Genomic DNA, 23782 nt, shown 5'->3' with positions numbered 1-23782 from the left:
ATGTCCACCGCCACGCCGCTGCCCACCAGCCACACGATAGACGGTGAGGCGATCCCCACGCTCGACGAGATCGCCTCGCAGCATTTCGCCCTCGCGCCGTGGGTGCTGCGCACCCCGGTGTTCGACCGCCATGATCTGTCGACGCTCGAAGCGACGCTCGTGAACTTCAAGTTCGAGCTGCTGCAATCGAGCGGCAGCTTCAAGGTGCGCGGCGCGTTCACGCATCTGCTCGCGCTCGACGCCGCGCAACGCAGCGCGGGCGTCACCTGCGTCTCGGGCGGCAATCACGCCATCGCGGTCGCGTATGCGGCCATGCGTCTCGGCATCAGTGCGAAGGTCGTGCTCTTTCGCACCGCGAGCGAGGCGCGCGTCGCGCAATGCCGGCGCTTTGGCGCAGAAATCGTCATGGCGGGCAACAGCAGCGAGGCGTTCGACATCGTGCGCCGTATCGAGACCGACGAGGGACGCTATTTCGTGCATCCGTTCAACGGCTACCGCACAGTGCTCGGCACGGCCACGCTCGGCTACGAATGGGCCACCCAGGCGCCCGACCTCGACGCCGTGGTCGTGCCCATCGGCGGCGGCGGTCTGGCGGCGGGCGTCTCCACGGCGCTGCGGCTCGCGAATCCGCGCGTGCATGTGTATGGCGTGGAGCCCGAGGGCTCGGACGTGATGAGCCGCAGCTTCGCCGCGAACCACACCGTGCGCATGACCCATATGCACTCGATCGCCGACTCGCTCATGGCGCCGCACACGGAGCAATACAGCTATACGCTGTGCCGCCGCCATATCGAGCGCGTCGTCACCGTTTCCGACGACGACATGCGCCGCGCGATGCGCGTGCTCTTCGAGCAACTGAAGCTCGCGGTCGAACCGGCTTGCGCCGCAGCCACGGCAGGCCTGCTCGGGCCGCTGCGCGACACGCTGCAAGGCAAACGCGTGGGCGTGCTGCTGTGCGGCACCAACACCGACCCCGACGCATTCCACTCGCACCTCTCGCTTGCACACTGAGGCGCACTGAGTCACATCGAGCGCGCCCGGCAGGCATGCCGCGTGCGCGTGCCCGGACTTCGTCGCCGGCCCTGGCCAACGCGCTCGGCAAAACGTCAGGGAATGTCAAACTGCTACCGCAATACGGACGCGTTCGCTATGATTGCGCCAATACGTCGTTTTGACCCCAGCCCCGTGCTGCGCCATTCAGGGAGAGCCCGCTCATGAGCATCGTCCAGGAGTTCAAGGAATTCGCCGTCAAAGGCAACGTGATGGATCTTGCCGTCGGTGTGATCATCGGCGGCGCGTTCTCGAGCATTGTCAACTCCATCGTCAAGGATCTCATCATGCCGGTCATCGGCGTGATCACGGGCGGCCTCGACTTCTCGAACATGTTCGTCCGGCTCGGCCACATTCCGGCCAGCTATAAAGGCAATCCCGAGTCGTACAAGGATTTGCAGACTGCGGGCGTGGCCGTGTTCGGCTATGGCTCGTTCATCACCGCGGTGATCAACTTCGTCATCCTCGCGTTCATCATCTTTTTGATGGTGAAATTCATCAACAAGCTGCGCAAGCCGGAAGAAGCCGCGGCCGCTGCTCCGGCGCCGACGCCCGAAGACGTGCTGCTGCTGCGTGAGATCCGCGACTCGTTGAAGAACAATCCGCGCTGAGTCTGGTCAGCGCCCGGACGAGAGAATCCGGAAAAAAAGCCCGCGCCGCCGCAAGGCCGCGCGGGTTTTTTTCGCCCTTGCCGTGCCGCCCGGCGACGCTCAGGACGCGGGGCTCGCCGCGTCCGGCCCGAACGGCGCCGCCGCGCGCGCGGCCAGCGCCTCTTCGATCAGCCGTTCGAGCTGCTCGAAGTTGACGGGCTTCGTGAGATGCGCGGTAAAGCCCGCCTCGACGCTGCGGCGCACGTCGTCTTCGGTGCCGAAACCCGTGAGCGCGATAGCCGGCGCCGACGATTGTGCCCGGAACGCACGGATGAAGTCGATGCCGGAACCGTCCGGCAAGCCAATGTCGCTCACCACGAGGTCGAAACGCATGCCGGCCGTGAGCGCCAGCGCACCGGCCACGCTGCCCGCCACCGCCACCTCGTGGCCGCTCGCGCGCATGAGTTGCGACATCACTTCGGCGGTGTCCTCGTGGTCCTCGATCAGCAGAATGTTCAATGCGCCCTCGCGGTGCGGACCACGCAGCTCGGCGGTGGCCGCCGCGCCTTCGCCCGGCACCGCGGTGGGCAGCACGATCGTGAAGGTCGCGCCGCAATGCGCGCCCGGACTTTTCGCGCTCACGCGCCCGCCATGCGCCTCGGTCAGCGCGCGCGTCACGGCAAGCCCGAGGCCGAGGCCGCCGAACTGGCGCGTAAGGTTGTGGCTGCCCTGCTCGAACGCGTGAAAGAGCTTGCCGATCTGCTCGGGCGCGATGCCGATGCCGGTGTCTTCCACCTCGATTTCCACGTGCGTGCGCTCGTCGCGCGTGCGCACATAGATATGGCCGCCGTCGGGCGTGAACTTCGCGGCGTTGCGCACGAGATTCCAGAGCATCTGTTGCAGCCGCGCGCGATCGCCGCGCACGTAGTGATGCTGCGCGCGCAGATCCACATGCACGTCCTGCTGCTTGATCTGGATTTCGCTGTGAAAGAGTTCGAGCACCGCCTCGATGACTTCGTGCACGTCGACGGTGTCGAGCGCAAGACTCAGCTTGCCGTTGGCCACGCGCGTGAGATCGAGCAGATCGTCGATGAGGCGCGCCTCCAGCTCGATGTTGCGGCGGATCATCAGCACGCCCGTGCGCGCGGCTTCGGGCAGCCCGTCGATCTGTTCGAGCAGGCGCGTGCCCGCGAGCACCGGCGTAAGCGGCGTGCGCAGCTCGTGCGAGAGCATCGCGAGGAAACGGTCTTTCGCGCGATTGGCCTCCTCCGCCGCCTGGCGCGCGGCCTGCTCCGAGGCGAGCAAACGTTCGCGCTCCTCGGTTGCTTCGCGCTGCGAATCGATGTCCGTGCAACTGCCGAACCACTTGTTCACGCCGCCGCGCGGGTCGCGCATCGCCACGATGCGAACGTCGAACCATCGGTACACGCCGTCATGACGGCGAATGCGCAATTCGTGGCGATAGTCGGTGGCGCCGCTGCCCACGGACCTGAGCCACGTATGGCGGATCTCCTCGCGGTCGTCGGGGTGCACGGCATCGAGCCACGTGAGGCCTTGCGCGTCGCGCGCGTCGAGCCCCGTGTAGTCGAGCCACTGCTTCGAGAGAAAGTCGCAATTGCCGTCCGCGCCGCAGGTGAGCACGAGGTGGGGCAGCGCCTCGGATAGCGTGCGGTAGTGCTCCTCGCGATCGCGCAGCAGCAGCGCTTCGTCGGAGGCACGTTGCAGCGCGACCTGCGAGAGCACGCGCGCCACCGCCTCCGGCAGATAGTCGAGATAGTCGCCCGACTTCGGCACCACGTCCGAGACACCTGCGCGCAGCGCGGCGATCACGCGCGACTCGTCGGTGAAGCCCGTCACGAGAATGGCGGGCACGCGCACGTCGTCGGCGCGCAGCCGGCGAAAAAAGTCGAGGCCTGTTTCGGCGCCGTCGAGCTGGTAGTCCAGCACGAGCACGTCGGGCGTATGGGCGGCGAGCAGCGCGCTCGCCTCCGTGACACCCGGGCAGGTGTCGACGCGCGCGCCGGCGCGCAGGAGCGACTTGCGGGCGAGGCGCAGGATGCCTTCGTCGTCGTCGACGACGAGCACGCGCGCGCCGACCAGCATCGTAGTTGCGTCAGTCATGCGCGAAGCGTCCGTTCGGGCATGGGCCGCGCTTGCGGCCGTGTGGCCAGGGGTGAAGAGTCCATGCGTGATGCGTGAGTCAGTGGCAACGGATCAGGGTTGGGCGAAACGATGACCAGGCGGCAGCTTGACGACCTGGAGAAAGAAACCGAGTCGCCGAACGGCCTCGATGAATGCGTCATATTCGACCGGTTTCGTGATGTACACGTTGCAGCCGAGTTCGTAGCAGCGCTCGATCTCGCGCGGGTCATCGGTGGTCGTGAGCACGATCACGGGCACCGAGGCCGTGGCGGGCTCCGCCTTCAGGCGCCGCAGCACCTCGAAACCGTCCACGCGCGGCATGCGCAGATCGAGCAGCACGACGAAGTTGCCGAGCGCGTCGCGCGACGGATAGCGTGCGTCCCTTTGCGCGTCATTCTCCGCGCCCTGTGTGCCCGGCGCGCCGAAAAAGTAATCGAGCGCCTCCTGGCCGTCGCGAAAGCGCACGAAGCCGTTCGAGATGCCCGAGCGCCGCAGGTTCCGCTCGACCAGGGTGGCATGCCCGTCGTCGTCTTCGATCAGCACGATGCTGACCTGTTCCCCGTTCTTCATCTCGACACTCCCACATGCTGCAAGGGTCTATTGCCTGCTTGTTGAAAGGTTGCCGCTAGGCGGTGCGCAACGGTTGGTCCGGCAGCGCGACGAAGAACGTCGAGCCCGCGCCTTCGGTCGACTCGACCCAGATGCGGCCGCCGTGCCGTTCCGCAATGCGTCGCGCGAGCGCGAGGCCCGTGCCCTGCCCGGCCGAATCGCCGCCGTGCAAGCGCTGAAACGCGCGAAAGAGCTTCGGCAGGTAGGCCTGCGCAATCCCAACGCCATTGTCGCGCACATAATACGTCCGTGTCCGCTCGCCCGGCGTCGCGCGCACGTCTTTTTCGGCTTGCCCGTCCGCCGGTTCCTCTTGCCCTTCGTTGCCTGTCGCGCTTCCCGCGTCGAGCGCGCCGATCTCGATGCGCCCCGGCCGTGCCGGGTCGAGGTGCCGCAGCGCGTTGTCAACGAGGTTGCCGAAAATCTGCTCGAGCGCGACGGGGTCGCCCCAGGCGGGCGGCAACTCGCGCACCTCGATGCGCGCGGTCCGCGCGAGCTCCCCGCTCCGACCGCTCAGGCCGCCCAGCACACGCTCCACGAGCCGCGCGACGTTCACGCGCTGCCAGCGGTATTCGAGCCGCCCGGCGCGCGAAATGCGCAGCAGCGCGTCGATGATGGCCGCCGCGCGCGAGACCGCCTGGCGCAGGAATTGCAATGATTCGTCCACGTCGCCGTCGAGGATCTCGGCCATGGCGCGGTGCTCGTGCCCGGGCAAGCCGGCCGAATCGATCTGCGCGCGCAACTCGTCGCAGGAGACCTGTAGCTCCTTCGAAAAGCCCTGGAGATTGACGAGCGGCGAGCGCAGATCGTGCGAGACGCTGTAGATAAACATCTCGTTGTCCTGCGTCTCCTGGCGCAAATGCTCGTTGGCGCGCGCGAGGTCGGCCGCGCGCGCCTGGAGCTGCGCCTTTAGCGCGGTCTGCTCGCGCTCGGCCGCTTGCAGCCGCACGCTCGTCTGGTGCAGTACGGCATCGAGCGCCGCGATTTCGTCGTTGCCCGAAAGGCGCGGCGCGAGCGTGGCGCCCTCGCCCAGCCGCTGCGCGTTCGCGCCGAGCGCGGCCAGGCGCACGCCCACGTTGCGCGCGAACGCCATCGCCGTGAAGCCCCAGATCAGCATCGAGCCCACCACCACGAAAATGAGCGCGTCCTGTTGACGCTCGCGCGTCTCGCGCAGCATGGCCGCGCGCGCCTCGTCGAGCCGCGTTTCCTCGGCGACGAATTCGCCCAGCACCTGGCGCACGGTGTCGATCTCGGGCGGCAAGCCGTCGCCGGCCGCCTGCGCGAACGGTGCGCTGTGGCCCATGCGCAATGCATCGGCGATATCGCCCGCCTCCTTGCGCCACGCGTAAGCAGCCGCGCGCATGTGCTCCACGCGCGCGAGCTGCGTGGGATTGTCGGCCACCATGCTGGCGAGCAGCGTGATGCGGTCGGTGAACTCGGTCCACACGGCGCGGCGGTCGATGAAGGAAGGATCTTCGAGCATGACGCCCGTGCGCAGGCGCGCGGCTTCGCGCAACAACGGGTCGACGAGACTCGTGGCCTGCCAGAGGATTTGCTGGGTATTTTCCGCGCGTTTCGCCGCGAGCGCGGCCTCGCCCTGGGTGTCGAACACGACGCCGAGCAGCGCCAGTTCGATCACGCTCGGTATCGCGATCAGCAAGAGCCCCTTGGCGAACAGTTTCATGTGGGTCTGTCTGGAGTCCGGTCAGTGGCCGGTCCGCACGACGCGCCGTGCCTCGCGCCGCGTTGGCCCGCGCGGCCCGGCCGGGGCCGCGAACGCCGGAACCGCAACATTATCTGCGCGAATTTTCAGGATGACAATCTGTGTGGCTCCACGCACCCTGGTTCGTGGAAAACCCGCTTTTTTGCGGCAATTCGCCACACTCCACGGACACACAGGTCTATTATTGAGACCGGAGACAAGCGAGAGAGCGCCGGGATATCTACATGAGCGCAACGTGCGATCCGGCATGACGTTTGCGGACGCAATGAGGGTTGGACAGGGGCATGACGTGCGAGCGGCGTAGCGCGCCAACGCACAACACGAGCCGCAAGCCGTGATCGCGGCGCGTCCCCGTTTCTATCCTCGTGAACCCTGCAAATCCGTGTGCTATAACGGATCGACGTGCGGCGCACCAGTCCGGGAGTGGTCGCATGGGAACGCTGAGTGTTTTGCAATCCACCTTTTTCAGGCGAATTTTTATGTCCTTCCCGAAAAAGCGCAAACGCATCAAGGCTGATGGCGACGAGTCGTTTCTCGCCGTGCTGAGCCACTTCAAACCGTTCGGCCAACTCGATACCAAGATCGCGCGTGCGCGCGCTCAGGACGAGCCAGTGCTGTACGCCCATGTCCTGCCAGGGTTGGACGTACTCCTGTGCAGCGTGCGTGGCGCACAGCCGCCGTATCCGGGCACGAGCGAATTGCGCAAACGCTGCATCGAATCGATCGCGCATGCGCTCGAGCAACCGATCGAAGGCCTCGAAAACGGCGGCTACTGGTATGAGGCGGACGGCTTCGGTTTTCTCGTGTTCGCGAGCCGCGCGCGCGGGCGGATCCTGCCCGAGTTCGGCGCGGCGCGTCCGTCGATGACTTCGCGGCGCGTCACGCGCCGCCAGGACGCCGCGGGCGACACGGCACCGCGCTCGCTGCGCTAGGCGGGCAGCGCCGGTTTCACGGAACGCGCCGGGTGCGAGCCACCCGGCGCGTTCTTGTTCGCCCTCACGCTTAGCTTCCCCGGTAGAGATTCGACGGCCCCGATTGTGGCGTGGACGGCGCAGGCTGCGTTCGCGTAGCCGGGCTCGCGTTGCCGCCCGTGGACTTCCCGCCGCCTTCCTTCGCGCCACTTCCTGCGTTCGTCGCGTTCCCCGCCGGCAGCTTCGGCAGCGCCGCCGCGTGCATCTTCTGGCCCGGCGGCGGCGCCACCGGGTGCTGACGCATCTGCGCGAACAGCTCGTCGCACGGCAGCGGCTTGTTGTTGCTCGGCGCGATCAGCGGGATCAGCGCGGCGAACGGGTTGATCAGCCCGAGCCCGATCATCGCGCCGCCGCGCAGCGCAAGCGCCGTTGCATCCACGCCCACGTGCGGGTTCTTGAAGGTGCCCTTCACGTAGAGCGGCGAGCGCAGCGTGAAAATGCGAAAGCCCTTCGTGTGGGGATGGACTTTCATGTCCAACGACTCGTCGTGCAGATTGATCGGGCCGTCGATATTGATCACCGCGTCGTCGGTGTCGAGCGCGAACACGCGCGGATCGAGCGTGCCGTTGGTCGCGACGAAGTCCGCCGCCGCGCAATTGATCTTCACGTCGCGCGTGCCGAAGAGTTTTTCGTAGACCACGTTCGCCACGTTCAGGCCCGCCGCCTCCATGAGCAGGCGGCTGATCGTGCCCTGCGTGACGAGCAGCTTCACTTCGCCATTCGAGGTCGCGGCGAGCGCCGCCGGCGAATTGCCGGTGGCCGACAGCGACGCGTCGCCGTTGATCTCGCCGAGCGCCGACTGCATCGACTTCACGCTCGGGAACAACTGCTTGAGCTTGAGATGGCGCGCCTCCACCGTGCCGCGCGCCTTGAGCGGCTCGCCGCTGCCGTCGAGCGAAAGCCGCGTGGCCAGCGTGCCGCCCGCCACGCCGAATTGCAGCGGATCGAACACGAGCACGCCGTTCGTCATGCTCAGGTGCGTATAGAGGTCCTGAATCGGCAGGCTGCCCTGCTTGATGATGCGCCGCCCCGTGAATTTGACGTCGGCGTCGATGGCGTTCCAGCGGTTGGTGTGGAACGGCTCGACGGGGATCACACGGTCGGCGGGCTGGCTGACCGTGTCGCCGCGCTTTTCCTTGCTCGCCTTGCTGTCCGCGCCGATGATCGGCGCGAGATCGGAGAACTGCAACAGGTTCGAGACCAGCACGCCCGAGAGCAGCGGCCGCGGCGAGCGCTGCTCGTAGACGAGCGTGCCGTTCAGGTCGCTGCCGCCCACGCGGCCCGTGAAGTTCTCGTAGCGGAACACACTCGCGCCGCGATGGAACTGGCCGACGAAGCGTCCCTCGGTGGCGTAAGGCGGCGTCTCGGGCAGCGTCACGCCGGTGAGGTTGTAGAGATGCCCCATGCTTTGGCCCTGAAGCCACAGACGCAAGTCGACGGCGGCCAGATGCGCGGGGTCGGTGAGCGTGCCGACGAGCGCGATATGCATGTCGCCCGCGCGCACGTCGGCCTGGATCGGGAACGGGCGCTTTGCATCCTGGAGCGCGAGCACGCCGCCGAGCTTGCCTTCGCCCGAGAGCGGCGTCTTGTTGTACGTGCCCTTGATCGTCCAGCCGATCGCGTAGAACGGCTGCCGGGCGGGCAGCTTTGCGCCGGATGCACCCGAGGCGGCGCTCGCGGCAAGCGCCTGCGAGCCCACTGCGGGCGCGCTCGTTGCGCTCGTTACGCCCGGCGCGCTCGTTGCATTTGCCGTACTCGCCGCGCCAATCGCCCCCGAGGCCACTGCGCCACTCGCCGCGGCGGCCTCGCTGGCAGCACTGGCGGCCGCCGCCTCCGAGGCCGCCTGCTCACGCGCCTGCTGCGCGAGGCGATTCGCGCCCGCGCGGCCGATCACCTGCGCCGAGCCCTGGCGCGACGCGGCCTCCTGCTGCGCCATCACCTCGCCGATCGGAATGCCCTGGCCAAGCAGGCTCACGGCGATCTTCACGTCGGTTTTCGTCTGCTGATCGCTCACGGCGATGTTGCCGCTCGAAAACGTGATGTCGTGCAGATTGAGACGCCACGTCGAAGGCCCGCTCGAAGCGGGCAACTGGAAGGTCCAGTTATTGCGGCCGTCGGTGAGACGCTCGACGTCGACGGACGGATTCACGAGATTGATCGCAGGAATCACAATGTCGTGCGCGAGCAGCGGCAACACGGCCACTTCGAAGTCGATCTCGTCGAGCGTGGCGAAATGCGGGGACTGGGTCCAGGCGGGATTGGCAATTTCGATCTGCGTGGCGGAAAAGCGCGGCCAGGGCACCCAGGCGCGCCAGCCCGTTTCGCCGGGCGGCCTGCGCCAGCCGACCTTGAGGTCGCCTTCAATCGCGAACGGCCGCCCGATCGCCTCGCTCACCTTGTCGTTCACGTAGGGCTTCGCGTGGTTCCAGTCGAACAGGAGGATGAAACCCGCGAGCGCGGCGATCAACACGACGACAAGCACAACGAGCCATGCGATGATCCTGGCGAGCGTGCGGCCCAGGCTGAAAGCGTTGGGTTGCGGTGACGTCATGCGTACTCCATGTTTTTCCGTTGTTGTTTCGCCTGCCATGCAACACCGCAAGAGCAGTCAGCGTGCCCGGTTACATCGGGCCGACTTGTGGGCTGACTTACGGGCTCACGGACCGGTTGACTACGCGCCGCACGCTGCATGAACGCCTTGTTTGCAATCTTCCGATGCTTACGCACAAGAATTCTTCCACTCCGCAAGACGAAGGCACGCCGCTCGTCGAGGCGCGCGCGCTCGCACGGCGCGACGCCCAGCGCGGCCAATGGCTGCTGCAACCCACCGACTTCGCGCTGCGTGCCGGTGAGCGCTGCGTGCTGACCGGGCCGTCCGGCTCGGGCAAAAGCGTCTTCCTGCGCGCGCTCGCCCTGCTCGACGCCCCCGATGGCGGCGAGGTGCTCTGGCACGGCGAACACGTCACGCGCGCGCGCATCGTACGCTATCGGCGGCATATTGCGTATTTGCGGCAGCGGCCCGCGCTGCTCGACGGCAGCGTGGAGGACAACCTGCGCTACCCCTACACGCTCGCCGTTTATCGCGACGCGCGCTTCGACGCGGCGTGCGCCCGCGCGTTATTCGACGCCGCCGGCCGCGCGAGCGACTTCCTCGGCCGCCTGACCTCCGAACTCTCGGGCGGCGAGGCGCAGATCGTCGCACTCGTGCGCGTACTCCAGCTCGACCCCGACGCATTGTTGCTCGACGAGCCGACGGCATCGCTCGATCCCGAGTCGGCGCGCGGGGTCGAAGCGCTCGTGGCGGGATGGTTCGATCAGGCGAGCGCCGCGCGCGCGACCGTCTGGGTTTCGCACGATCCGGCGCAGGCGCAGCGCGTGGGCACGCGGCACCTGACGATGCGTGCCGGCGTGCTCGATAAACCGGCCGCGCAGGCGGCGACCACACAGGGAGCCGCGCCATGAGTCCAGGCGTGTTGCAGAACCTCGGCATCGGCGACGTCGCCATCGCGGCGCTGCTCGTCTTCGTGAACGGCGCGGTTTCCGTGCTGCTCAAGCTCGACCTCGAACGCAAGCTCGCCTGGGCGGCCGTGCGCACCGTCGTGCAACTGCTAGCGATCGGCTATGTGCTCGGCTGGGTGTTCGCCTTCAATCGCTGGTACGTGGTACTGCCGCTCATGGCGCTGATGACGCTGATCGCGGGCTTCGCGGGTGCACAGCGCGGTACGCGCAGCTACGGCGGCCAGCGCGCGGACAGCATCGTGTCGATCTGGGTGAGCGCGTGGCTCGTGGCGGCCGTGGGGCTGTTCGTGGTGATCCGCATCCGGCCGTGGTACGAGCCGCAGTATGCGATTCCGATCCTCGGGATGATTCTCGGCAATACGCTCACGGGCGTGTCGCTCGGCGTGGAGCGCATGATGCAGGAGCTGACCGCGCGGCGCGACCGCGTGGAAAGCGCGCTCGCGCTCGGCGCAACACGCTGGGAGGCCGCGCAGGCGAGCGCGCGCGAGGCGGTGCGCGCCGGCATGATCCCGACGCTCAACCAGATGGCCGTGGTGGGCGTGGTGAGCCTGCCCGGCATGATGACGGGCCAGGTGCTCGCCGGACAGTCGCCGCTTCAAGCCGTGCGCTACCAGATCGTGATCATGTTCCTGATCGCGGCGTCTTCGGCGCTCGGCACGGTGGGCGCGGTGCTGCTCGCGTACCGGCGGCTGTTCTCACCTGAGCACCGCTTTCTCGCCACGCGGCTCGTCGAGCGCAACGCGCGCGTCTAGCCGCGCACGAGGTGCACCAGACGCACCGGAAGCGCGAAGCGCGCGCCGTCCGCCCTGCTAGCGCTGCGCCGAGATCGTGATCTGCGTGCCGTCGCTGAGCGTGAGCGTCTTCGCGGTGCCATTGGTCGGCATCGTGAGGTGCGCGACTTCGCTATGCGCGACCACGGCGGGACACGTGATCTGCGCGCCGTTGCTCGATACCGACTGCGTGCCGTGCGGTGCCTGGGCGCGGAAGCTCACCTGCACGGTGGCCGTGCCGTTGCTCGCGACGATCGGCGCGAGGCGCAGCTGGGTCTGCCGGACCATCGCGCCGTTCGCGTCGAGCGGCAGCGTGGCGTAGTCCGGACAGCCTTGCGGCGTGGCGACGGCGCCGCCCGGCGGCGTGGTGCGCCAGGTGAAATCGTCGGTGTCGCCCGAGCGCAGCGTGCGGGTCTCCTGGGCGTTGCCGAACTGCTTCGACGCAACCCGCACAGTGTAGCGGATCGGCCCGTCGGTTGCGGCCTTCGAGGTGACCGTGATCGGCGTGGCCGCGAACACGGGCAGCGCGAACGCGCAGGAAACGGCGAAAACGAACCGGGCAAGCGCCGCGTGGCGGCGGCGAGTATGGCGGGAGCTGCGGCAAGGCATGCGTCACCTCCTGGCGGGAACGGCCGCGCCCGATCGCGTTGACGGCGTGCGCAACGAACGCGGCAAGCCGCGCAGGTCGGGCACGACGCACCGCGCTCGTGCGGCGGATGGTCTGTTAGCAGTCTAGCGCGCCGCGCGACGGCTTGCGCCGAGGGTACGCATCGAACGGACCAGGTTTTATCCCGCTTGCCAGCGCGCGTAATTTGCTTGCCGCGCGACGGCATGCGCCCGCGCGCCGTGCCTCACCCGCTTTGCATAGGCGGCAAGGTCGGCGCAACCACGGATCAAAGGCCGCGAATCAGAAGCCGCGCATCAAAAGCCGCTCAGCACCAGCTTGCCGATGGCGCGCCCTTCTTCGAGCAGCTTGTGCGCGCGCCGCACGTTCGCCGCGTTGATCGTGCCGAGCACCTCGCCGAGCGTCGTGCGCAGCGTGCCCGCGTCGACGAGCCGCGCCACTTCGGTGAGCAGCTTGTGCTGCTCGATCATGTCGGGCGTCCTGAACATCGAGCGTGTGAACATGAACTCCCAGTGCAGCGCGGCGCTTTTCGCCTTGAGCAACTCGACGGGAATCGGCTTGTCATTTTCGACGATGGTCGCAATGCCGCCCTGCGGCTTGATCACCTGCGCGGCGGCCGGGAAGTTGGCGTCGGTGTCGTTGAAGATCAGCACGTAATCCACGCTATCGATACCGAGCGCCTTCAACTGCGCGGGAATGTCGCCATAGTGATTGACGACGTGATCCGCGCCGAGCGACTGCGCCCATTGCGCCGATTCGGGCCGCGAGGCGGTCGCGACGACAGTGAGCTTCGCGACCTGGCTGGCCAGTTGTATGCCGATCGAACCGACGCCGCCCGCCCCGCCGAAGATCAGCACCGACTTGCCGGCGTCCGCGCCCTGCGGCGAGACGCCCAGGCGCGCGAACAACGCCTCCCACGCGGTGATCGCGGTGAGCGGCAGCGCGGCGGCATGCGCGAAATCGAGCGTAGCCGGCTTGCGGCCCACGATACGCTCATCCACGAGCTGATACTCGCTGTTCGAACCGGCGCGCGTGATGTCGCCCGCGTAAAACACCGCGTCGCCCGGCTTGAAGAGCGTGACCTCGGGGCCGACCGCCTCCACGACGCCCGCCGCATCCCAGCCGAGCACGCGCGGCGCGCTCTCGACGGTGGCTTTCGGCGCACGCACCTTGTAGTCGACCGGGTTCACGGACACCGCCTCGACCTTCACGAGGACGTCGTGACCGGCGGGAACGGGCGTGGGCAACTCGACATCGACGAGCGATTCGGGGTCGTCGATCGGAAGATAGCGGTAGAGGGCGACAGCTTTCATCAGAAGCTCCTGGGCGGGATGGGCCGGCGCCGGGTGGCGCCGTTCGAAACCATCTTAGGTGGCGCCATCCGCCCCCGGTAGCGGCGCAATCCGCGAAACTTTCTTTGGCGATTTTTGAAAATGATCGCCGGTCTGGTCTCGATTTGCCCGCTTGTTGCTCACCTGTGCGCCGCTACTTCCCGCCCGCTTCCAGCTCGAACGTCAACTCCGCCGTCAGCTTCTGCTGCACGCGCCCATAGGCGCCCCAAGGATCGGCGTGCTCGATCGCCGCGAGGCGCGTGTCGATGTTGGAAAGGATCCAATGCGCGCCGCCCGTCGTCGCTTCCAGTTCGTCCCACGCGATCGGCACGGACACGCCCATGCCCGGCCGCGCCCGCACACCATACGCAGCCGCCGTGCTGGCGCCGCGCGCGTTGCGCAGGTAATCGATGAAAATTTTCTTCTTGCGATGCTCCGGGCCCATCGTCGCCGTGAACTGCGTGGGCCACATGGAGGCCAGATGCTGCGCCGCCGCACGCGAGAAGGCCTTCACCTCGTCCCAGCCCGCCGCGGGCGTGAGCGGCACGACGACGTGCAGGCCCTTGCCACCGCTCGTCTTGCAGAACGATTCGAGGCCGAGCTCCGCGAGCAACGCGCGCGTGCGCTGCGCCGCTTCGATCATGCGGTCCCAGCCGAGCGCCGGATCGGGGTCGAGGTCGAACACGACGCGGTCGGGCCGCTCGATATCGCCCACGCAGGCGTTCCAGGTGTGCAGCTCGATCACGTCCATCTGCGCGGCGCTCACGAGCGCCGTGGGCGTGTCGATGGTGAGCAGCGCCGGATGGCCCGGATCGAGCCCTTCATGCTCCGTGAGCTCGGGCAGCGGCGCGCGGCCGCTGTGGCGCTGGAAGAACGTTTCCCCGCTCAGGCCGCGCGGCGCGCGCACGAGCGATACCGGGCGCTCGCGCAGATGCGGCAGGATCCAGCGCGCGACGCGGGCGTAGTAGCGCACGAGTTCGAGCTTGTGCGTGCCGCTGTCGGCGTCGATGACGCGCCGGGCGCTCGTGATGCGTATGCCGGCGATTTCGCTTTCGGCGGCGCTCCCGGGGCGTCGGCGCCGGGCGGCGCGAGGCGAGCGATGCACGGACGCGGCGAGCGAGGCCGGCGCGGCGGCGTCCGAAGTCTGGGCCCGCTCGCCGCGCGGCGTTCGGGCAGTGGTGGCTGCTTTGGCCTTGAGAGCGTCCTGCATACCGGTTCCCCTGGTGCGCCACGACGCACATGGCGCGTCGCGCGACGCGAGTCGCGACACGTTTGGTTGACGGCACGCGGCGGCCGCCCCCGTCGGATCGCCGCACGTGCTTTCATTGTGCCTCGAATGGGCGCTTTCGTCGCCGTAAGGTGTACGCGGCGCGGCCCAACATCTCTATGAATCAGGGCGGCATCGAGGGCAACCGGACGGGTTGAAACCGGGGCGCGCGGCCCGCCGCAAGCGTCGAGAAGTTACAATATTGCGCTTTGCCGCGCGCGCCGCAGCGCCTCACGCGCGCGACATGCGCCCTTTTCACCCGTCCGCCCCGCCGACGCCGCACCGGGGCTCTGCCCGCCCAGCCATGAATCTCGTCATCCAGAGTCCCGCTCCGCTCGACACCGCCCACCACAAGGCGCTCCTCGCGCTCGCGCGCGGCAGCCGCCTCACCCCGCTCGACGCTCACGCGATCCGCATCGAGAACGCCGAGCCCGCCCAGCGCGCCGATCTGGACGTCTACTGCGGCACGCACGAGCTCGACTACGCCTTCGTCGAAGCGGGCCGCGCGCTGGCCGATTTCGGCCTCGTGGCGATGGACATGGATTCGACGCTCATCACGATCGAATGCATCGACGAGATCGCGGACTTCTGCGGCCTGAAGGCCGAAGTCGCGGCGATCACCGAAGCGTCGATGCGCGGCGAAATCAAGGACTTCAACGAAAGCCTCACGCGCCGCGTGGCGCTGCTCAAGGGTCTCGACGCGAGCGCGCTGGAGCGCGTGTACGAGGAGCGCCTGCAACTCTCGCCGGGCGCGGAGCGCATGCTCGCGGGCGCGAAGGCCGCGGGCCTGAAGACGCTGCTCGTCTCCGGCGGCTTCACGTTCTTCACCGAGCGCCTGAAGGCGCGCCTCGGGCTCGATTACACGCACGCGAACACGCTGGAAATCGTCGACGGCAAGCTCACGGGCCACGTTGTCGGCGAGATCGTCAACGCCGATGTGAAGGCGCGAACGCTCGCGCAAACCTGCGCGCAGATCGGCATCGAGCCGCGCCGCGCGATCGCGATGGGCGACGGCTCGAACGACCTGAAGATGATGGGTGTGGCGGGCCTCTCGGTGGCGTTCCGCGCGAAACCCGTGGTGCGCGAAGCGGCAAGCGTCGCGTTCAACTTCGTCGGGCTCGACGGGCTGCTGCGCCTCTTCTGATCGCACGTTCACAGCGGCCGCAAATGACAACGGCCGCTCGCGTCCCTATGGGCGCGAGTGGCCGTTTTTGCATCGTGCGATTTATTCAGGTGTACTGGCTTTTTCCGCGAGCCTCGCGAGCGCGCGCTCGATGTCCGCGCGCAGATCGGCTTCGTCTTCAAGACCGATGTAGAAGCGCACCAGCGTGCCGCGATGCGGCCAGCTCGCGGCCGTGCGCATCGAGCCGACGTCGTACGGCATGGCAAGGCTATGCGCCCCGCCCCAGCTCCAGCCCAGCGAGAAGAGTTCGAGCGACTCGCAGAACCTGTCGATCTGCGCCGCACTGTAGCGCTCGTCGAACACCACGGAAAAGAGGCCGCCCGCGCCCGTGAAGTCGCGCTTGTAGAACGCGTGGCCCGGGCAGTCCTCGAATGCGGGGTGCAGCATGGTCGCGATTTCGGGGCGCGCCTTGAGCCAGCCCGCGAGCGCGAGCGCCGTGCTGTCGTGCGCCTCGAAACGCGCCTTCATGCTCGGCAGTGCGCGCAGCACGAGCGAGCAGTCGTCCACCGACACGCCAATGCCAAGCCGCATGCGCGCGGCCTTGAGCTTGAGATACAGATCGCGGTCGGCGGTGATGGTCGCGCCCATCAGCACGTCGCTGCCGCCCGACTGGTACTTGGTGAGCGCCTGCACCGAAATGTCGATGCCGTGCTCGAACGGCTTGAACGCAAGACCCGCCGACCACGTATTATCGATCGCCGTGATGACGTTGCGCGCGCGCGCCGCCGCCGTGATCGCGCGCGTATCGGGCACTTCCATCGTGACCGAACCGGGCGCCTCCAGCCAGATCAGCTTCGTGTTCGGCTGGATCAGGTCGGCGATGCCCGCGCCGATCATCGGGTCGTAATAGCGCGCCGTAAGGCCGAAATCGCGGGCGAGCCAGTCGCCGTGGTCGCGGTTCGGCGAATAGACGTTATCGGGGATCAGCACGTCGTCGCCGGACTTCAGCAGTCCGAAGTAGACGTTCGAGATGGCCGACAGTCCCGACGGCTGAAGCAACGCATACTCGCCGCCTTCGATCTCGGCAATCCGCTTCTGAAGCATGGCCGAAGTGGGCGTGGCGTGCAGGCCGTAGCGCCATTGCGCGTCGTTGCGCCAGTCGAGCGCGCGCACCGATGCGAGGTCGGGAAACACCACGGTCGAAGCGCGCGTGACGGGCGCGGCAAACGATTCGAAGCCGGGCGTGAGGTCGTCTTGCGGGTGAACGATGCGCGTCTGCAACGCGCGGCTGGAGTCGGATTTCTTCATGTCGGAGCGAATTCGGTTGAGGCGCGGTCACGTTGCGGCGCGCGGCTGGCCATTCGGCATGGAAGCCGTGGGGCCCGCGCGCGCTTGCAACACCGCATACCGAAGAGTAACACCCGCGGCGGCGCTTATTGTCCGATGACGAGATTGCCCACGCCGTTCACGGCCTGGCCACCCTTCGAGGCGGACGCGGGAGTAGAGGCAGAAACGGGAGCCGCCGCAGCCGTGCTGCCTTGTGCAACCGGCTTCAAGTCGAACGGCACCGGGTTGGAATCGTCGGGTTCCATGCGCTCGCCCGTGAGCGCGCCGTCTTCGGCGAACGTGCCCACCCAGTTGCCGCTGATATGCGTGCCGTCGTTCGAGTCCTCGGCTTCGAGCGTGGCGCCGTCGCGGTCGCCCGCGATCAGGTTCACCTCGCCGGTGTCCGTGAACTGATATTCGCCGTGCACGCCGGTCGGGTCGTCGTCGTCGGTCTTCGCGCCCAGGCGCATGACGATCGGGCGTTTGCCGAGCGTGCCGGTGTATTGCGGCAGCTTCGCGAACTCGGGGTTCGGCTTGAGCTGCGACGCGGCGGCGCTCTGCGCGTGCGAAGCGAGCGGCAGCGCAAGCGCCGCCACTGCCACCGCCGCCGCAGCGATCACGAGCCAGCCGCGCGCCTTCATGGCGCGGCCGCTGTCGCCGGGTCGAGCGGCCGCGCGCGGCGGCCGCTGTGCTTGCATCACAACTTCCATCTGTGTCCTTCCCTCACTTGCAAGGCGGACGGGGCGAGCCAAGGGATCAGCGCCAACGGATCAGATGCGCTCGAAGATGGCCGCAATGCCCTGGCCGCCGCCGATGCACATCGTCACGAGCGCATAGCGCCCGCCAATGCGTTGCAGTTCATAAAGTGCCTTCACGGTGATGAGCGCGCCGGTCGCGCCGATCGGGTGACCGAGCGAGATGCCCGAGCCGTTCGGATTGACCTTGGCCGGGTCGAGCCCGAGTTCCTGCGAAACCGCGCAGGCCTGCGCCGCAAAGGCTTCATTGGCCTCGATCACGTCGAGGTCGCTGACCTTCAGGCCCGCGCGCTCGAGCGCCTTCTGCGTGGCCGGCACCGGGCCGATGCCCATGTAAGCCGGATCCACGCCCGCATGGGCGTACGAAACGAGGCGGGCGAGCGGTTTCACGCCGCGTGCACGGGCGGCGTCGGCGCTCATCAGCAGCACGGCGGCAGCGGCGTCGTTGATGCCCGATGCGTTGCCCGCCGTGACCGAGCCGTTTTCCTTCGCGAACACGGGCTTGAGCTTCGAGAAGTCCTCGAGCGTCGCGCCGTGACGCACGTGCTCGTCGGCGTCGAACACCACTTCGCCCTTCTTCGACTTGAGCGAAATCGGCAGGATCTGGTCCTTGAAGCGGCCTTCGGCGAGCGCGCGCTCGGCACGGCGGTGCGATTCGAGCGCGAGCGCATCCTGCGCCTCGCGCGTGATGCCGAACTTCTTCGCGACGTTTTCCGCCGTCACGCCCATGTGGATCGCCTGGAACGGGTCGTGCAGCGCGCCGATCATCATGTCGACGAGTTGCGTGTCGCCCATGCGCTGGCCGAAGCGCGCGGCCGGCATCGAGTACGGCGCGCGGCTCATGTTTTCCGCCCCGCCGCCGATCGCGATGTCAGCGTCGCCGAGCAGAATGGTTTGCGCCGCCGAGACGATGGCCTGGAGGCCCGAGCCGCACAGACGGTTCACGGTCAGCGCGGGCGCGTGCTGCGCAACGCCGCCGTTGATCGCGGCCACGCGCGCGAGGTACATGTCCTTCGGCTCCGTGTGCACGACGTTGCCGAACACCACGTGCCCCACCGCGTCGCCTTCCACGTTCGCGCGCGAGAGCACTTCGCGCACCACGCGCGCGCCGAGATCGGTCGGCGAGAAGTCCTTCAGGCTGCCGCCGAAGTCGCCGATTGCCGTGCGCACACCGCTCACCACCACTACTTCGCGTTCCATTGTCTTGCTCCTCGTCTTTCTGATTGAAATGAATCTTGTTCTTCTTGCTGAAACGTCGCGTGCTCAGCCGGCGGGTTGCGCGGCCAGCATGCGCTCGACGTCCTCACGATACGGAAGCGGCGCCACCGCGCCATAGCCCAGGGTCGAAAGCGCGGCCGCCGCGTTCGCGTAGCGCGCGGCGGCGAACGGGTCGTCGCCGGCCGCGAGCCGCGCGACGAACGCGCCGCCGAAGCAGTCGCCCGCGCCCGTGGCGTCCACGGCCGCGACCACGTGGCCCGGCACGACGCGCCGCTCGCCCGGTGTCGCCACGTAGGCGCCGTCCTTGCCGAGCTTGAGCGCCACCACGCGTGCGCCGCGCGCGAGCAGGTAATCGACGATCGCATCGCGGTCGTCCAGGCCCGTGAGCACGGCGACGTCGTCCCAGCTCGGCAGGCAGATGTCGGTCAGGCGCAGCACCTCGTTCATCACGGCGCGGGCGCGCGCGAGCGGCCAGAGTTTCAGGCGCAGATTGGTGTCGAAGCTCACCCGCACGCCGTTGGCGCGCGCGTGCTCGACCGCGGCGAGCGCCGCGTCGCAGGCGCTGTCGCTGATCGCCACGCTGATGCCGGAAAGATGCAGCACCTGCGCCGCGGCAATCGCATCGCGCGGCAAGTCGCCCGGCGTGTAACGGCTTGCGGCCGAGCCCTTGCGCAGATAGTCGAACGCATGGCCGGCCGGCCCGTGCGAAACGAAGTAGACGCCGGTGGGCGCCGTGGCGTCCACGCGCACCGCCGACGTGTCGACGCCTTCGCGCGTCCACAGGTCGATCAGCAGGCGTCCGAAGTGATCGTCGCCGACGGCGGAGACGAAGCCCGTGCGCGCGCCCTGGCGCGCCGCCGCGATGGCGAAGTTCGATGTGTCGCCGCCGAAGCCTTGCAGGTATTCGGGACAATCCCGCGAAGCCTGGTTGAACTCGACCATGGCCTCGCCATACGCGAGGACTTCCGCCGCGACGCTCGTCATGCCGTTCAGACCTCGCCCCACAGGTCGTGGCCGTCCGCGCCGGTGATCTTCACCGACACGAAGTCGCCGACCTTGTAGCGCTTCGACGCCTTGGTCGCGGGCGCGACATACACCACGCCGTCGATCTCGGGCGCATCGGCCGCCGTGCGGCCAATCCCGCCATCGGCGTTGATTTCGTCGATGAGCACCTTGAGCGTCTTGCCGACCTTGCGCTGAATGCGTTTGGCCGAGACCTGCTCCGCCACTTCCATGAAGCGCGCACGGCGCTCCTCGCGCACCTCGTCGGGCAGCGCGCCGTCGAGTTCGTTAGCCGTGGCGCCTTCGACCGGCGAATAGGCGAAGCAGCCCACGCGGTCGAGCTCGGCCTCGCGAATAAAGTCGAGCAGCGTTTCGAACTGCTCCTCGGTCTCGCCCGGGAAGCCCGCGATAAACGTGCTGCGGATCGTCAGGTCGGGGCACATTTCGCGCCACGCCTTCACACGCTCCATCACCTTCTCGGCGTTTGCGGGGCGCTTCATGCGCTTGAGCACCTCGGGGTGCGCGTGCTGGAACGGGACGTCGAGATACGGGAGCACATGGCCCTTGAACGGGCCTTCGGCCATCATCGGAATGACTTCGTCCACGCTCGGATACGGGTAGACGTAGTGCAGGCGCACCCAGGCGCCGTACTGCGCGGCCAGCTCACCCAGTGCGGCGACGAGGTCGGTCATGCGCGTCTTGATCGGCTTGCCGTTCCAGAAGCCGGTGCGGTACTTCACGTCCACGCCGTAGGCGCTCGTGTCCTGCGAGATCACGAGCAGTTCCTTCACGCCGGACTTGAAGAGGTTTTCCGCTTCGAGCATAACCTCGGCGACCGGGCGCGACACGAGGTCGCCGCGCATCGACGGGATGATGCAGAACGTGCAGCGGTGATTGCAGCCTTCGGAGATCTTGAGATACGCGTAATGGCGCGGCGTGAGCTTGATGCCGGCGGCCGGCACGAGATCGACGAACGGATCGTGCGGCTTGGGCAGATGGCTGTGCACCGCCTGCATCACCTCGCCCACGGCGTGCGGGCCGGTCACGGCGAGCACCTTCGGATGCACTTCTTCGATCAGGTTCGAGCCGCTCGCGCTGGCCTTCTTGCCCAGACACCCGGTGACGATCACCTTGCCGTTCTCGGAAAGCGCCTCGCCGATCGCGTCGAGGCTCTCCTGCACCGCTTCGTCAATGAAGCCGCAGGTGTTCACGACCACGAGATCCGCACCGTCGTAGGAACCCGAGATTTCATAACCCTCGGCGCGCAGCTGGGTGATGATCTGCTCGGAGTCGACAAGCGCCTTCGGGCAGCCGAGGGAAACCATCCCGACGCGCGGAGCGGGGTTGCGGGAGGTCGTTGATTCAACAGGGTTTTTCACGTGTACGTCCGGATGTGGGGCGCGGGGCGAATTAAGCGCGGCGCGAGGATCTTGCCAATCCGCCATTTTACCCGTTTGGCGTATCGTGCGGTGCAGCATAACGGCCCGCACGCCCGGGCCGTCAGGGTCGAATGAAATATCGACTGGATCAAACTTCCGTCACCTTTTTCTCGCCCGGCTACGGCCCCGCCGCATAATTCCGGCCGCCAGAACCTCGTGCGCGGTTCGTGGCCCCCTTCAACCGGCAACGTGGAGACACCCAACGTGAACAAGAACCCGACGCTCATCTCGCGAGACAAGCTCACGGCCGCGGCGCTCGCGCGCTCCAAGGCCGGGCTCTCGCAAAGTGCGTTCGCAGCGTTGCTGGGCGTTTCCACACGCACGCTACAGGACTGGGAACAAGGCCGCCGCCAACCCACCGGCGCCGCGCAAATGCTGCTGCGGGTGGCCGTGGCGCACCCCGAAGCCTTGCGCGATTTACAGCGCGCCTGAAAGCGCTTGCATCGGCCGCGTGGCGAGGCGTGGCCGCCCGTGGCGTAGCGTGGCATAGCGCGACGCGCGCCAGTTACGGCGCGCCGCGAAGCGGCGCAACCCGCCGGCCGTCGCTTACTTCTTCTCTTCCTCGCCGCCCTCGGGCGCGCCCTGGGCAGGCGCCGCCGCACCGCCCGGCGCTGCGGGCTTGAACGGGAAGCTGCTGAACATGTTCTTCGCCTGGTTCTGCATCTGCTCCTGCATCTGCACGAACATGTTCTTCGACTGCTCGATGTAGCTCGTCATCATGCCCTGCATCATCGGCGCCTGCATGTTCATGAACTGCGACCAGACTTCGGGGTTCATCGCGTTGCCTTCGTAAAGGCTCTTCGACTGGTCCGCGAGCTTGTTCTGGATGTCGATGAACGCCTGGATGTTCTTTTCCAGGTAGGTGCCCATCATGCCCTGCATCGCATGGCCGTAGAAGCGGATGATCTGCGACAGCATCGACGACGAGAACATCGGCAGGCCGCCGCTTTCCTCTTCGAGAATGATTTGCAGCAGGATGCTGCGCGTCAGATCCTCGTTGGTCTTCGCGTCGATGACCTTGAACTCCTCCTGATCCAGCACGAGTTGCTTCACATCAGTCAACGTGATGTACGTGCTCGTCTCCGTGTCGTACAGCCGACGATTCGGATATTTCTTGATGAGACGTTCGGCGGTTTTCTTTGTAGTCGTCATGTGTCGCCCTTGTTAGCGCCAACGCGCGGCGGCCACTGCCGTCGCGCGTTGGTCTAGCCCGGTAGCGGCCTGCCCCGGTGTGCAAACAGGCCCGCTGCCGCCCTCGATCCCTGCTACGCGGGGATCAGCCCATGTGCAACCCGCCATTCAGCGAGAAGTCAGCACCGGTTGCAAAGCCTGACTCGTCGGAGGCGAGCCACGCCACGATCGAGGCGATTTCCTCGGGTGCGCCCAGACGGCGCACGGGAATCGTCGCGACGATCTTTTCCAGCACGTCGGGACGGATGGACTTCACCATGTCCGTGCCGATATAACCCGGCGAGACGGTATTGACCGTCACGCCCTTGGTCGCCACTTCCTGGGCGAGCGCCATCGTGAAGCCGTGAATGCCCGCCTTGGCCGTGGAATAGTTGGTCTGCCCGAACTGGCCCTTCTGACCGTTCACCGACGAGATGTTGATGATGCGGCCCCAGCCGCGCTCGACCATGCCGTCGATCACCTGCTTGGTGACGTTGAAGAGGCTCGTGAGATTGGTGTCGATCACGGCCGTCCAGTCTTCGCGCGTCATCTTGCGAAACACCACGTCGCGCGTGATGCCGGCGTTGTTCACGAGCACGTCGACTTCGCCGACCTCCGCCTTGATCTTGTCGAACGCCTGGCGCGTCGAATCCCAGTCGCCCACATTGCCTTCCGAGGCGATGAAGTCGAAGCCGAGCGCCTTCTGGTCTTCGAGCCACTTCACGCGGCGCGGCGAATTCGGGCCGCAGCCGGCGACCACCGTGAAACCCTGCTTGACGAGGCGCTGGCAGATGCCTGTTCCGATGCCGCCCATACCGCCCGTTACGTACGCAATACGCTCTGACATAAACCACACTCCATTATCGTTTTCCGGATGCGCCGATCGTCAGCGTTGATCAACGGCTCCGGCCTCGCTCCTTCCCGCTGTCTCCGCCTGCGCCGTTCGCGGGCCACCGCTCAAGTGACCTGCGCGTTCGTCGCCGCGCCGGGGCGAACCGCTAGCGGCCCGCCCCGGCACTCCCGTCACGCGCGTTCGAGCGCGAGCGCCACGCCCATGCCACCGCCGATGCACAGCGAGGCGAGGCCGCGCTTCGCGTCGCGGCGCTGCATTTCGTGCAGCAGCGTCACGAGAATGCGGCAGCCCGATGCGCCGAT

General features: G+C 67.3%; 21 protein-coding genes and 1 pseudogene. 7 read left to right on the top strand and 15 right to left on the bottom strand.

Annotation, left to right across the window (positions count from 1 at the left end; genetic code table 11):
• Window positions 1–1011 carry a threonine ammonia-lyase gene (locus C7402_RS37035; RefSeq protein WP_116614099.1) on the top strand — a complete coding sequence of 337 codons (1011 nt, stop codon included), beginning with the start codon at window positions 1–3 and terminating at the stop codon, window positions 1009–1011.
• A gap of 203 nt (window positions 1012–1214) precedes the next feature.
• The gene (mscL, locus tag C7402_RS37030; protein ID WP_112176394.1) at window positions 1215–1661 is read left to right on the top strand and encodes a large conductance mechanosensitive channel protein MscL; all 447 of its coding nucleotides are present in this window, start codon (window positions 1215–1217) and stop codon (window positions 1659–1661) included.
• Between the two features lie 99 nt (window positions 1662–1760).
• On the opposite strand, the gene C7402_RS37025 is transcribed toward mscL, so the two are convergent.
• The 3 genes from C7402_RS37025 to C7402_RS37015 all read right to left on the bottom strand — a co-directional run bounded on the left by C7402_RS37025 (window position 1761) and on the right by C7402_RS37015 (window position 6072).
• Window positions 1761–3761 (bottom strand): hybrid sensor histidine kinase/response regulator, encoded by a 2001-nt coding sequence (locus C7402_RS37025; protein ID WP_116614098.1) that lies wholly within the window; start codon window positions 3759–3761, stop codon window positions 1761–1763.
• A 93-nt stretch (window positions 3762–3854) separates the two neighbouring features.
• Complete coding sequence (locus C7402_RS37020) at window positions 3855–4352, bottom strand: response regulator (protein WP_112176398.1); 498 nt, start codon at window positions 4350–4352, stop codon at window positions 3855–3857.
• 55 nt (window positions 4353–4407) lie between these two features.
• The gene (locus C7402_RS37015; protein WP_116614097.1) at window positions 4408–6072 is read right to left on the bottom strand and encodes a sensor histidine kinase; all 1665 of its coding nucleotides are present in this window, start codon (window positions 6070–6072) and stop codon (window positions 4408–4410) included.
• 470 nt (window positions 6073–6542) lie between these two features.
• Here C7402_RS37015 and C7402_RS37010 point away from each other — a divergent pair, with 470 nt between their 5' ends.
• A complete protein-coding gene (locus C7402_RS37010) occupies window positions 6543–7043 on the top strand; it encodes a hypothetical protein (protein WP_112176402.1) in 501 nt (166 codons plus the stop codon).
• A gap of 70 nt (window positions 7044–7113) precedes the next feature.
• Here C7402_RS37010 and C7402_RS37005 read toward each other — a convergent pair whose 3' ends face one another.
• Window positions 7114–9633: an AsmA family protein gene (locus C7402_RS37005; RefSeq protein WP_116614096.1), complete on the bottom strand. Its 2520-nt coding sequence runs from the start codon at window positions 9631–9633 to the stop codon at window positions 7114–7116.
• Between the two features lie 164 nt (window positions 9634–9797).
• Here C7402_RS37005 and C7402_RS37000 point away from each other — a divergent pair, with 164 nt between their 5' ends.
• Together C7402_RS37000 and C7402_RS36995 are read left to right on the top strand one after the other, a co-directional pair.
• Window positions 9798–10544, top strand: a complete 747-nt coding sequence (locus tag C7402_RS37000; protein WP_116614095.1) for an ABC transporter ATP-binding protein — start codon at window positions 9798–9800, stop codon at window positions 10542–10544.
• The gene (locus C7402_RS36995) at window positions 10541–11353 is read left to right on the top strand and encodes an ABC transporter permease (RefSeq protein ID WP_112176408.1); all 813 of its coding nucleotides are present in this window, start codon (window positions 10541–10543) and stop codon (window positions 11351–11353) included. The genes C7402_RS37000 and C7402_RS36995 overlap by 4 nt, the downstream gene beginning before the upstream one ends.
• A gap of 57 nt (window positions 11354–11410) precedes the next feature.
• Here the strand turns inward: C7402_RS36995 and C7402_RS36990 are convergent, their stop codons facing one another.
• The 3 genes from C7402_RS36990 to ligD all read right to left on the bottom strand — a co-directional run bounded on the left by C7402_RS36990 (window position 11411) and on the right by ligD (window position 14537).
• The gene (locus tag C7402_RS36990) at window positions 11411–11980 is read right to left on the bottom strand and encodes a DUF6013 family protein (RefSeq protein WP_112176410.1); all 570 of its coding nucleotides are present in this window, start codon (window positions 11978–11980) and stop codon (window positions 11411–11413) included.
• Window positions 11981–12292: 312 nt separating this feature from the next.
• Window positions 12293–13309: a zinc-binding alcohol dehydrogenase family protein gene (locus C7402_RS36985; protein ID WP_116614094.1), complete on the bottom strand. Its 1017-nt coding sequence runs from the start codon at window positions 13307–13309 to the stop codon at window positions 12293–12295.
• Between the two features lie 172 nt (window positions 13310–13481).
• The gene (ligD, locus tag C7402_RS36980; protein ID WP_116614093.1) at window positions 13482–14537 is read right to left on the bottom strand and encodes a non-homologous end-joining DNA ligase; all 1056 of its coding nucleotides are present in this window, start codon (window positions 14535–14537) and stop codon (window positions 13482–13484) included.
• A 361-nt stretch (window positions 14538–14898) separates the two neighbouring features.
• On the opposite strand from ligD, the gene serB reads away from it, so the two are divergent.
• Window positions 14899–15738, top strand: coding sequence for a phosphoserine phosphatase SerB (gene serB, locus C7402_RS36975; RefSeq protein WP_116614092.1), 840 nt, complete (start codon window positions 14899–14901; stop codon window positions 15736–15738).
• 81 nt (window positions 15739–15819) lie between these two features.
• On the opposite strand, the gene C7402_RS36970 is transcribed toward serB, so the two are convergent.
• The 5 genes from C7402_RS36970 to rimO all read right to left on the bottom strand — a co-directional run bounded on the left by C7402_RS36970 (window position 15820) and on the right by rimO (window position 21343).
• A complete protein-coding gene (locus C7402_RS36970) occupies window positions 15820–17025 on the bottom strand; it encodes a cystathionine beta-lyase (protein ID WP_116614091.1) in 1206 nt (401 codons plus the stop codon).
• 125 nt (window positions 17026–17150) lie between these two features.
• A complete protein-coding gene (locus tag C7402_RS36965; protein ID WP_116614146.1) occupies window positions 17151–17684 on the bottom strand; it encodes a hypothetical protein in 534 nt (177 codons plus the stop codon).
• 129 nt (window positions 17685–17813) lie between these two features.
• The gene (gene bktB, locus C7402_RS36960; RefSeq protein ID WP_112176422.1) at window positions 17814–18998 is read right to left on the bottom strand and encodes a beta-ketothiolase BktB; all 1185 of its coding nucleotides are present in this window, start codon (window positions 18996–18998) and stop codon (window positions 17814–17816) included.
• Between the two features lie 63 nt (window positions 18999–19061).
• Window positions 19062–20000: a sugar kinase gene (locus tag C7402_RS36955; RefSeq protein ID WP_116614090.1), complete on the bottom strand. Its 939-nt coding sequence runs from the start codon at window positions 19998–20000 to the stop codon at window positions 19062–19064.
• A 5-nt stretch (window positions 20001–20005) separates the two neighbouring features.
• Entirely contained in the window at window positions 20006–21343 is a 1338-nt protein-coding gene (gene rimO, locus C7402_RS36950; protein ID WP_208949065.1) for a 30S ribosomal protein S12 methylthiotransferase RimO, read from the bottom strand.
• A 318-nt stretch (window positions 21344–21661) separates the two neighbouring features.
• Here rimO and C7402_RS36945 point away from each other — a divergent pair, with 318 nt between their 5' ends.
• Complete coding sequence (locus tag C7402_RS36945) at window positions 21662–21889, top strand: helix-turn-helix domain-containing protein (RefSeq protein WP_112176428.1); 228 nt, start codon at window positions 21662–21664, stop codon at window positions 21887–21889.
• Window positions 21890–22003: 114 nt separating this feature from the next.
• On the opposite strand, the gene phaR is transcribed toward C7402_RS36945, so the two are convergent.
• From phaR to C7402_RS36930, 3 genes and pseudogenes are all read right to left on the bottom strand, one after another.
• Window positions 22004–22609, bottom strand: a complete 606-nt coding sequence (phaR, locus tag C7402_RS36940; RefSeq protein ID WP_112176430.1) for a polyhydroxyalkanoate synthesis repressor PhaR — start codon at window positions 22607–22609, stop codon at window positions 22004–22006.
• 124 nt (window positions 22610–22733) lie between these two features.
• Complete coding sequence (locus C7402_RS36935) at window positions 22734–23474, bottom strand: 3-ketoacyl-ACP reductase (RefSeq protein ID WP_112176432.1); 741 nt, start codon at window positions 23472–23474, stop codon at window positions 22734–22736.
• Between the two features lie 176 nt (window positions 23475–23650).
• Window positions 23651–23782 (bottom strand): annotated as a pseudogene (locus C7402_RS36930) (acetyl-CoA C-acetyltransferase); the annotation flags it as partial.

Origin of the sequence: Paraburkholderia unamae (genome assembly GCF_003096875.1) — a bacterium.
Lineage (GTDB): Bacteria > Pseudomonadota > Gammaproteobacteria > Burkholderiales > Burkholderiaceae > Paraburkholderia > Paraburkholderia unamae.
This window is presented reverse-complemented; position numbering and strand designations above follow the sequence as displayed.

What these genes read in the sequence shown, in the direction of transcription:
- C7402_RS37035 (WP_116614099.1), top strand. Translation starts at nt 1, where the DNA reads ATGTCCACCGCCACGCCGCTGCCCACCAGCCACACGATAGACGGTGAG.
- mscL (WP_112176394.1), top strand. Translation starts at nt 1,215, where the DNA reads ATGAGCATCGTCCAGGAGTTCAAGGAATTCGCCGTCAAAGGCAACGTG.
- C7402_RS37025 (WP_116614098.1), bottom strand. Translation starts at nt 3,761, where the DNA reads ATGACTGACGCAACTACGATGCTGGTCGGCGCGCGCGTGCTCGTCGTC.
- C7402_RS37020 (WP_112176398.1), bottom strand. Translation starts at nt 4,352, where the DNA reads ATGAAGAACGGGGAACAGGTCAGCATCGTGCTGATCGAAGACGACGAC.
- C7402_RS37015 (WP_116614097.1), bottom strand. Translation starts at nt 6,072, where the DNA reads ATGAAACTGTTCGCCAAGGGGCTCTTGCTGATCGCGATACCGAGCGTG.
- C7402_RS37010 (WP_112176402.1), top strand. Translation starts at nt 6,543, where the DNA reads ATGGGAACGCTGAGTGTTTTGCAATCCACCTTTTTCAGGCGAATTTTT.
- C7402_RS37005 (WP_116614096.1), bottom strand. Translation starts at nt 9,633, where the DNA reads ATGACGTCACCGCAACCCAACGCTTTCAGCCTGGGCCGCACGCTCGCC.
- C7402_RS37000 (WP_116614095.1), top strand. Translation starts at nt 9,798, where the DNA reads ATGCTTACGCACAAGAATTCTTCCACTCCGCAAGACGAAGGCACGCCG.
- C7402_RS36995 (WP_112176408.1), top strand. Translation starts at nt 10,541, where the DNA reads ATGAGTCCAGGCGTGTTGCAGAACCTCGGCATCGGCGACGTCGCCATC.
- C7402_RS36990 (WP_112176410.1), bottom strand. Translation starts at nt 11,980, where the DNA reads ATGCCTTGCCGCAGCTCCCGCCATACTCGCCGCCGCCACGCGGCGCTT.
- C7402_RS36985 (WP_116614094.1), bottom strand. Translation starts at nt 13,309, where the DNA reads ATGAAAGCTGTCGCCCTCTACCGCTATCTTCCGATCGACGACCCCGAA.
- ligD (WP_116614093.1), bottom strand. Translation starts at nt 14,537, where the DNA reads ATGCAGGACGCTCTCAAGGCCAAAGCAGCCACCACTGCCCGAACGCCG.
- serB (WP_116614092.1), top strand. Translation starts at nt 14,899, where the DNA reads ATGAATCTCGTCATCCAGAGTCCCGCTCCGCTCGACACCGCCCACCAC.
- C7402_RS36970 (WP_116614091.1), bottom strand. Translation starts at nt 17,025, where the DNA reads ATGAAGAAATCCGACTCCAGCCGCGCGTTGCAGACGCGCATCGTTCAC.
- C7402_RS36965 (WP_116614146.1), bottom strand. Translation starts at nt 17,684, where the DNA reads ATGAAGGCGCGCGGCTGGCTCGTGATCGCTGCGGCGGCGGTGGCAGTG.
- bktB (WP_112176422.1), bottom strand. Translation starts at nt 18,998, where the DNA reads ATGGAACGCGAAGTAGTGGTGGTGAGCGGTGTGCGCACGGCAATCGGC.
- C7402_RS36955 (WP_116614090.1), bottom strand. Translation starts at nt 20,000, where the DNA reads ATGACGAGCGTCGCGGCGGAAGTCCTCGCGTATGGCGAGGCCATGGTC.
- rimO (WP_208949065.1), bottom strand. Translation starts at nt 21,343, where the DNA reads ATGGTTTCCCTCGGCTGCCCGAAGGCGCTTGTCGACTCCGAGCAGATC.
- phaR (WP_112176430.1), bottom strand. Translation starts at nt 22,609, where the DNA reads ATGACGACTACAAAGAAAACCGCCGAACGTCTCATCAAGAAATATCCG.
- C7402_RS36935 (WP_112176432.1), bottom strand. Translation starts at nt 23,474, where the DNA reads ATGTCAGAGCGTATTGCGTACGTAACGGGCGGTATGGGCGGCATCGGA.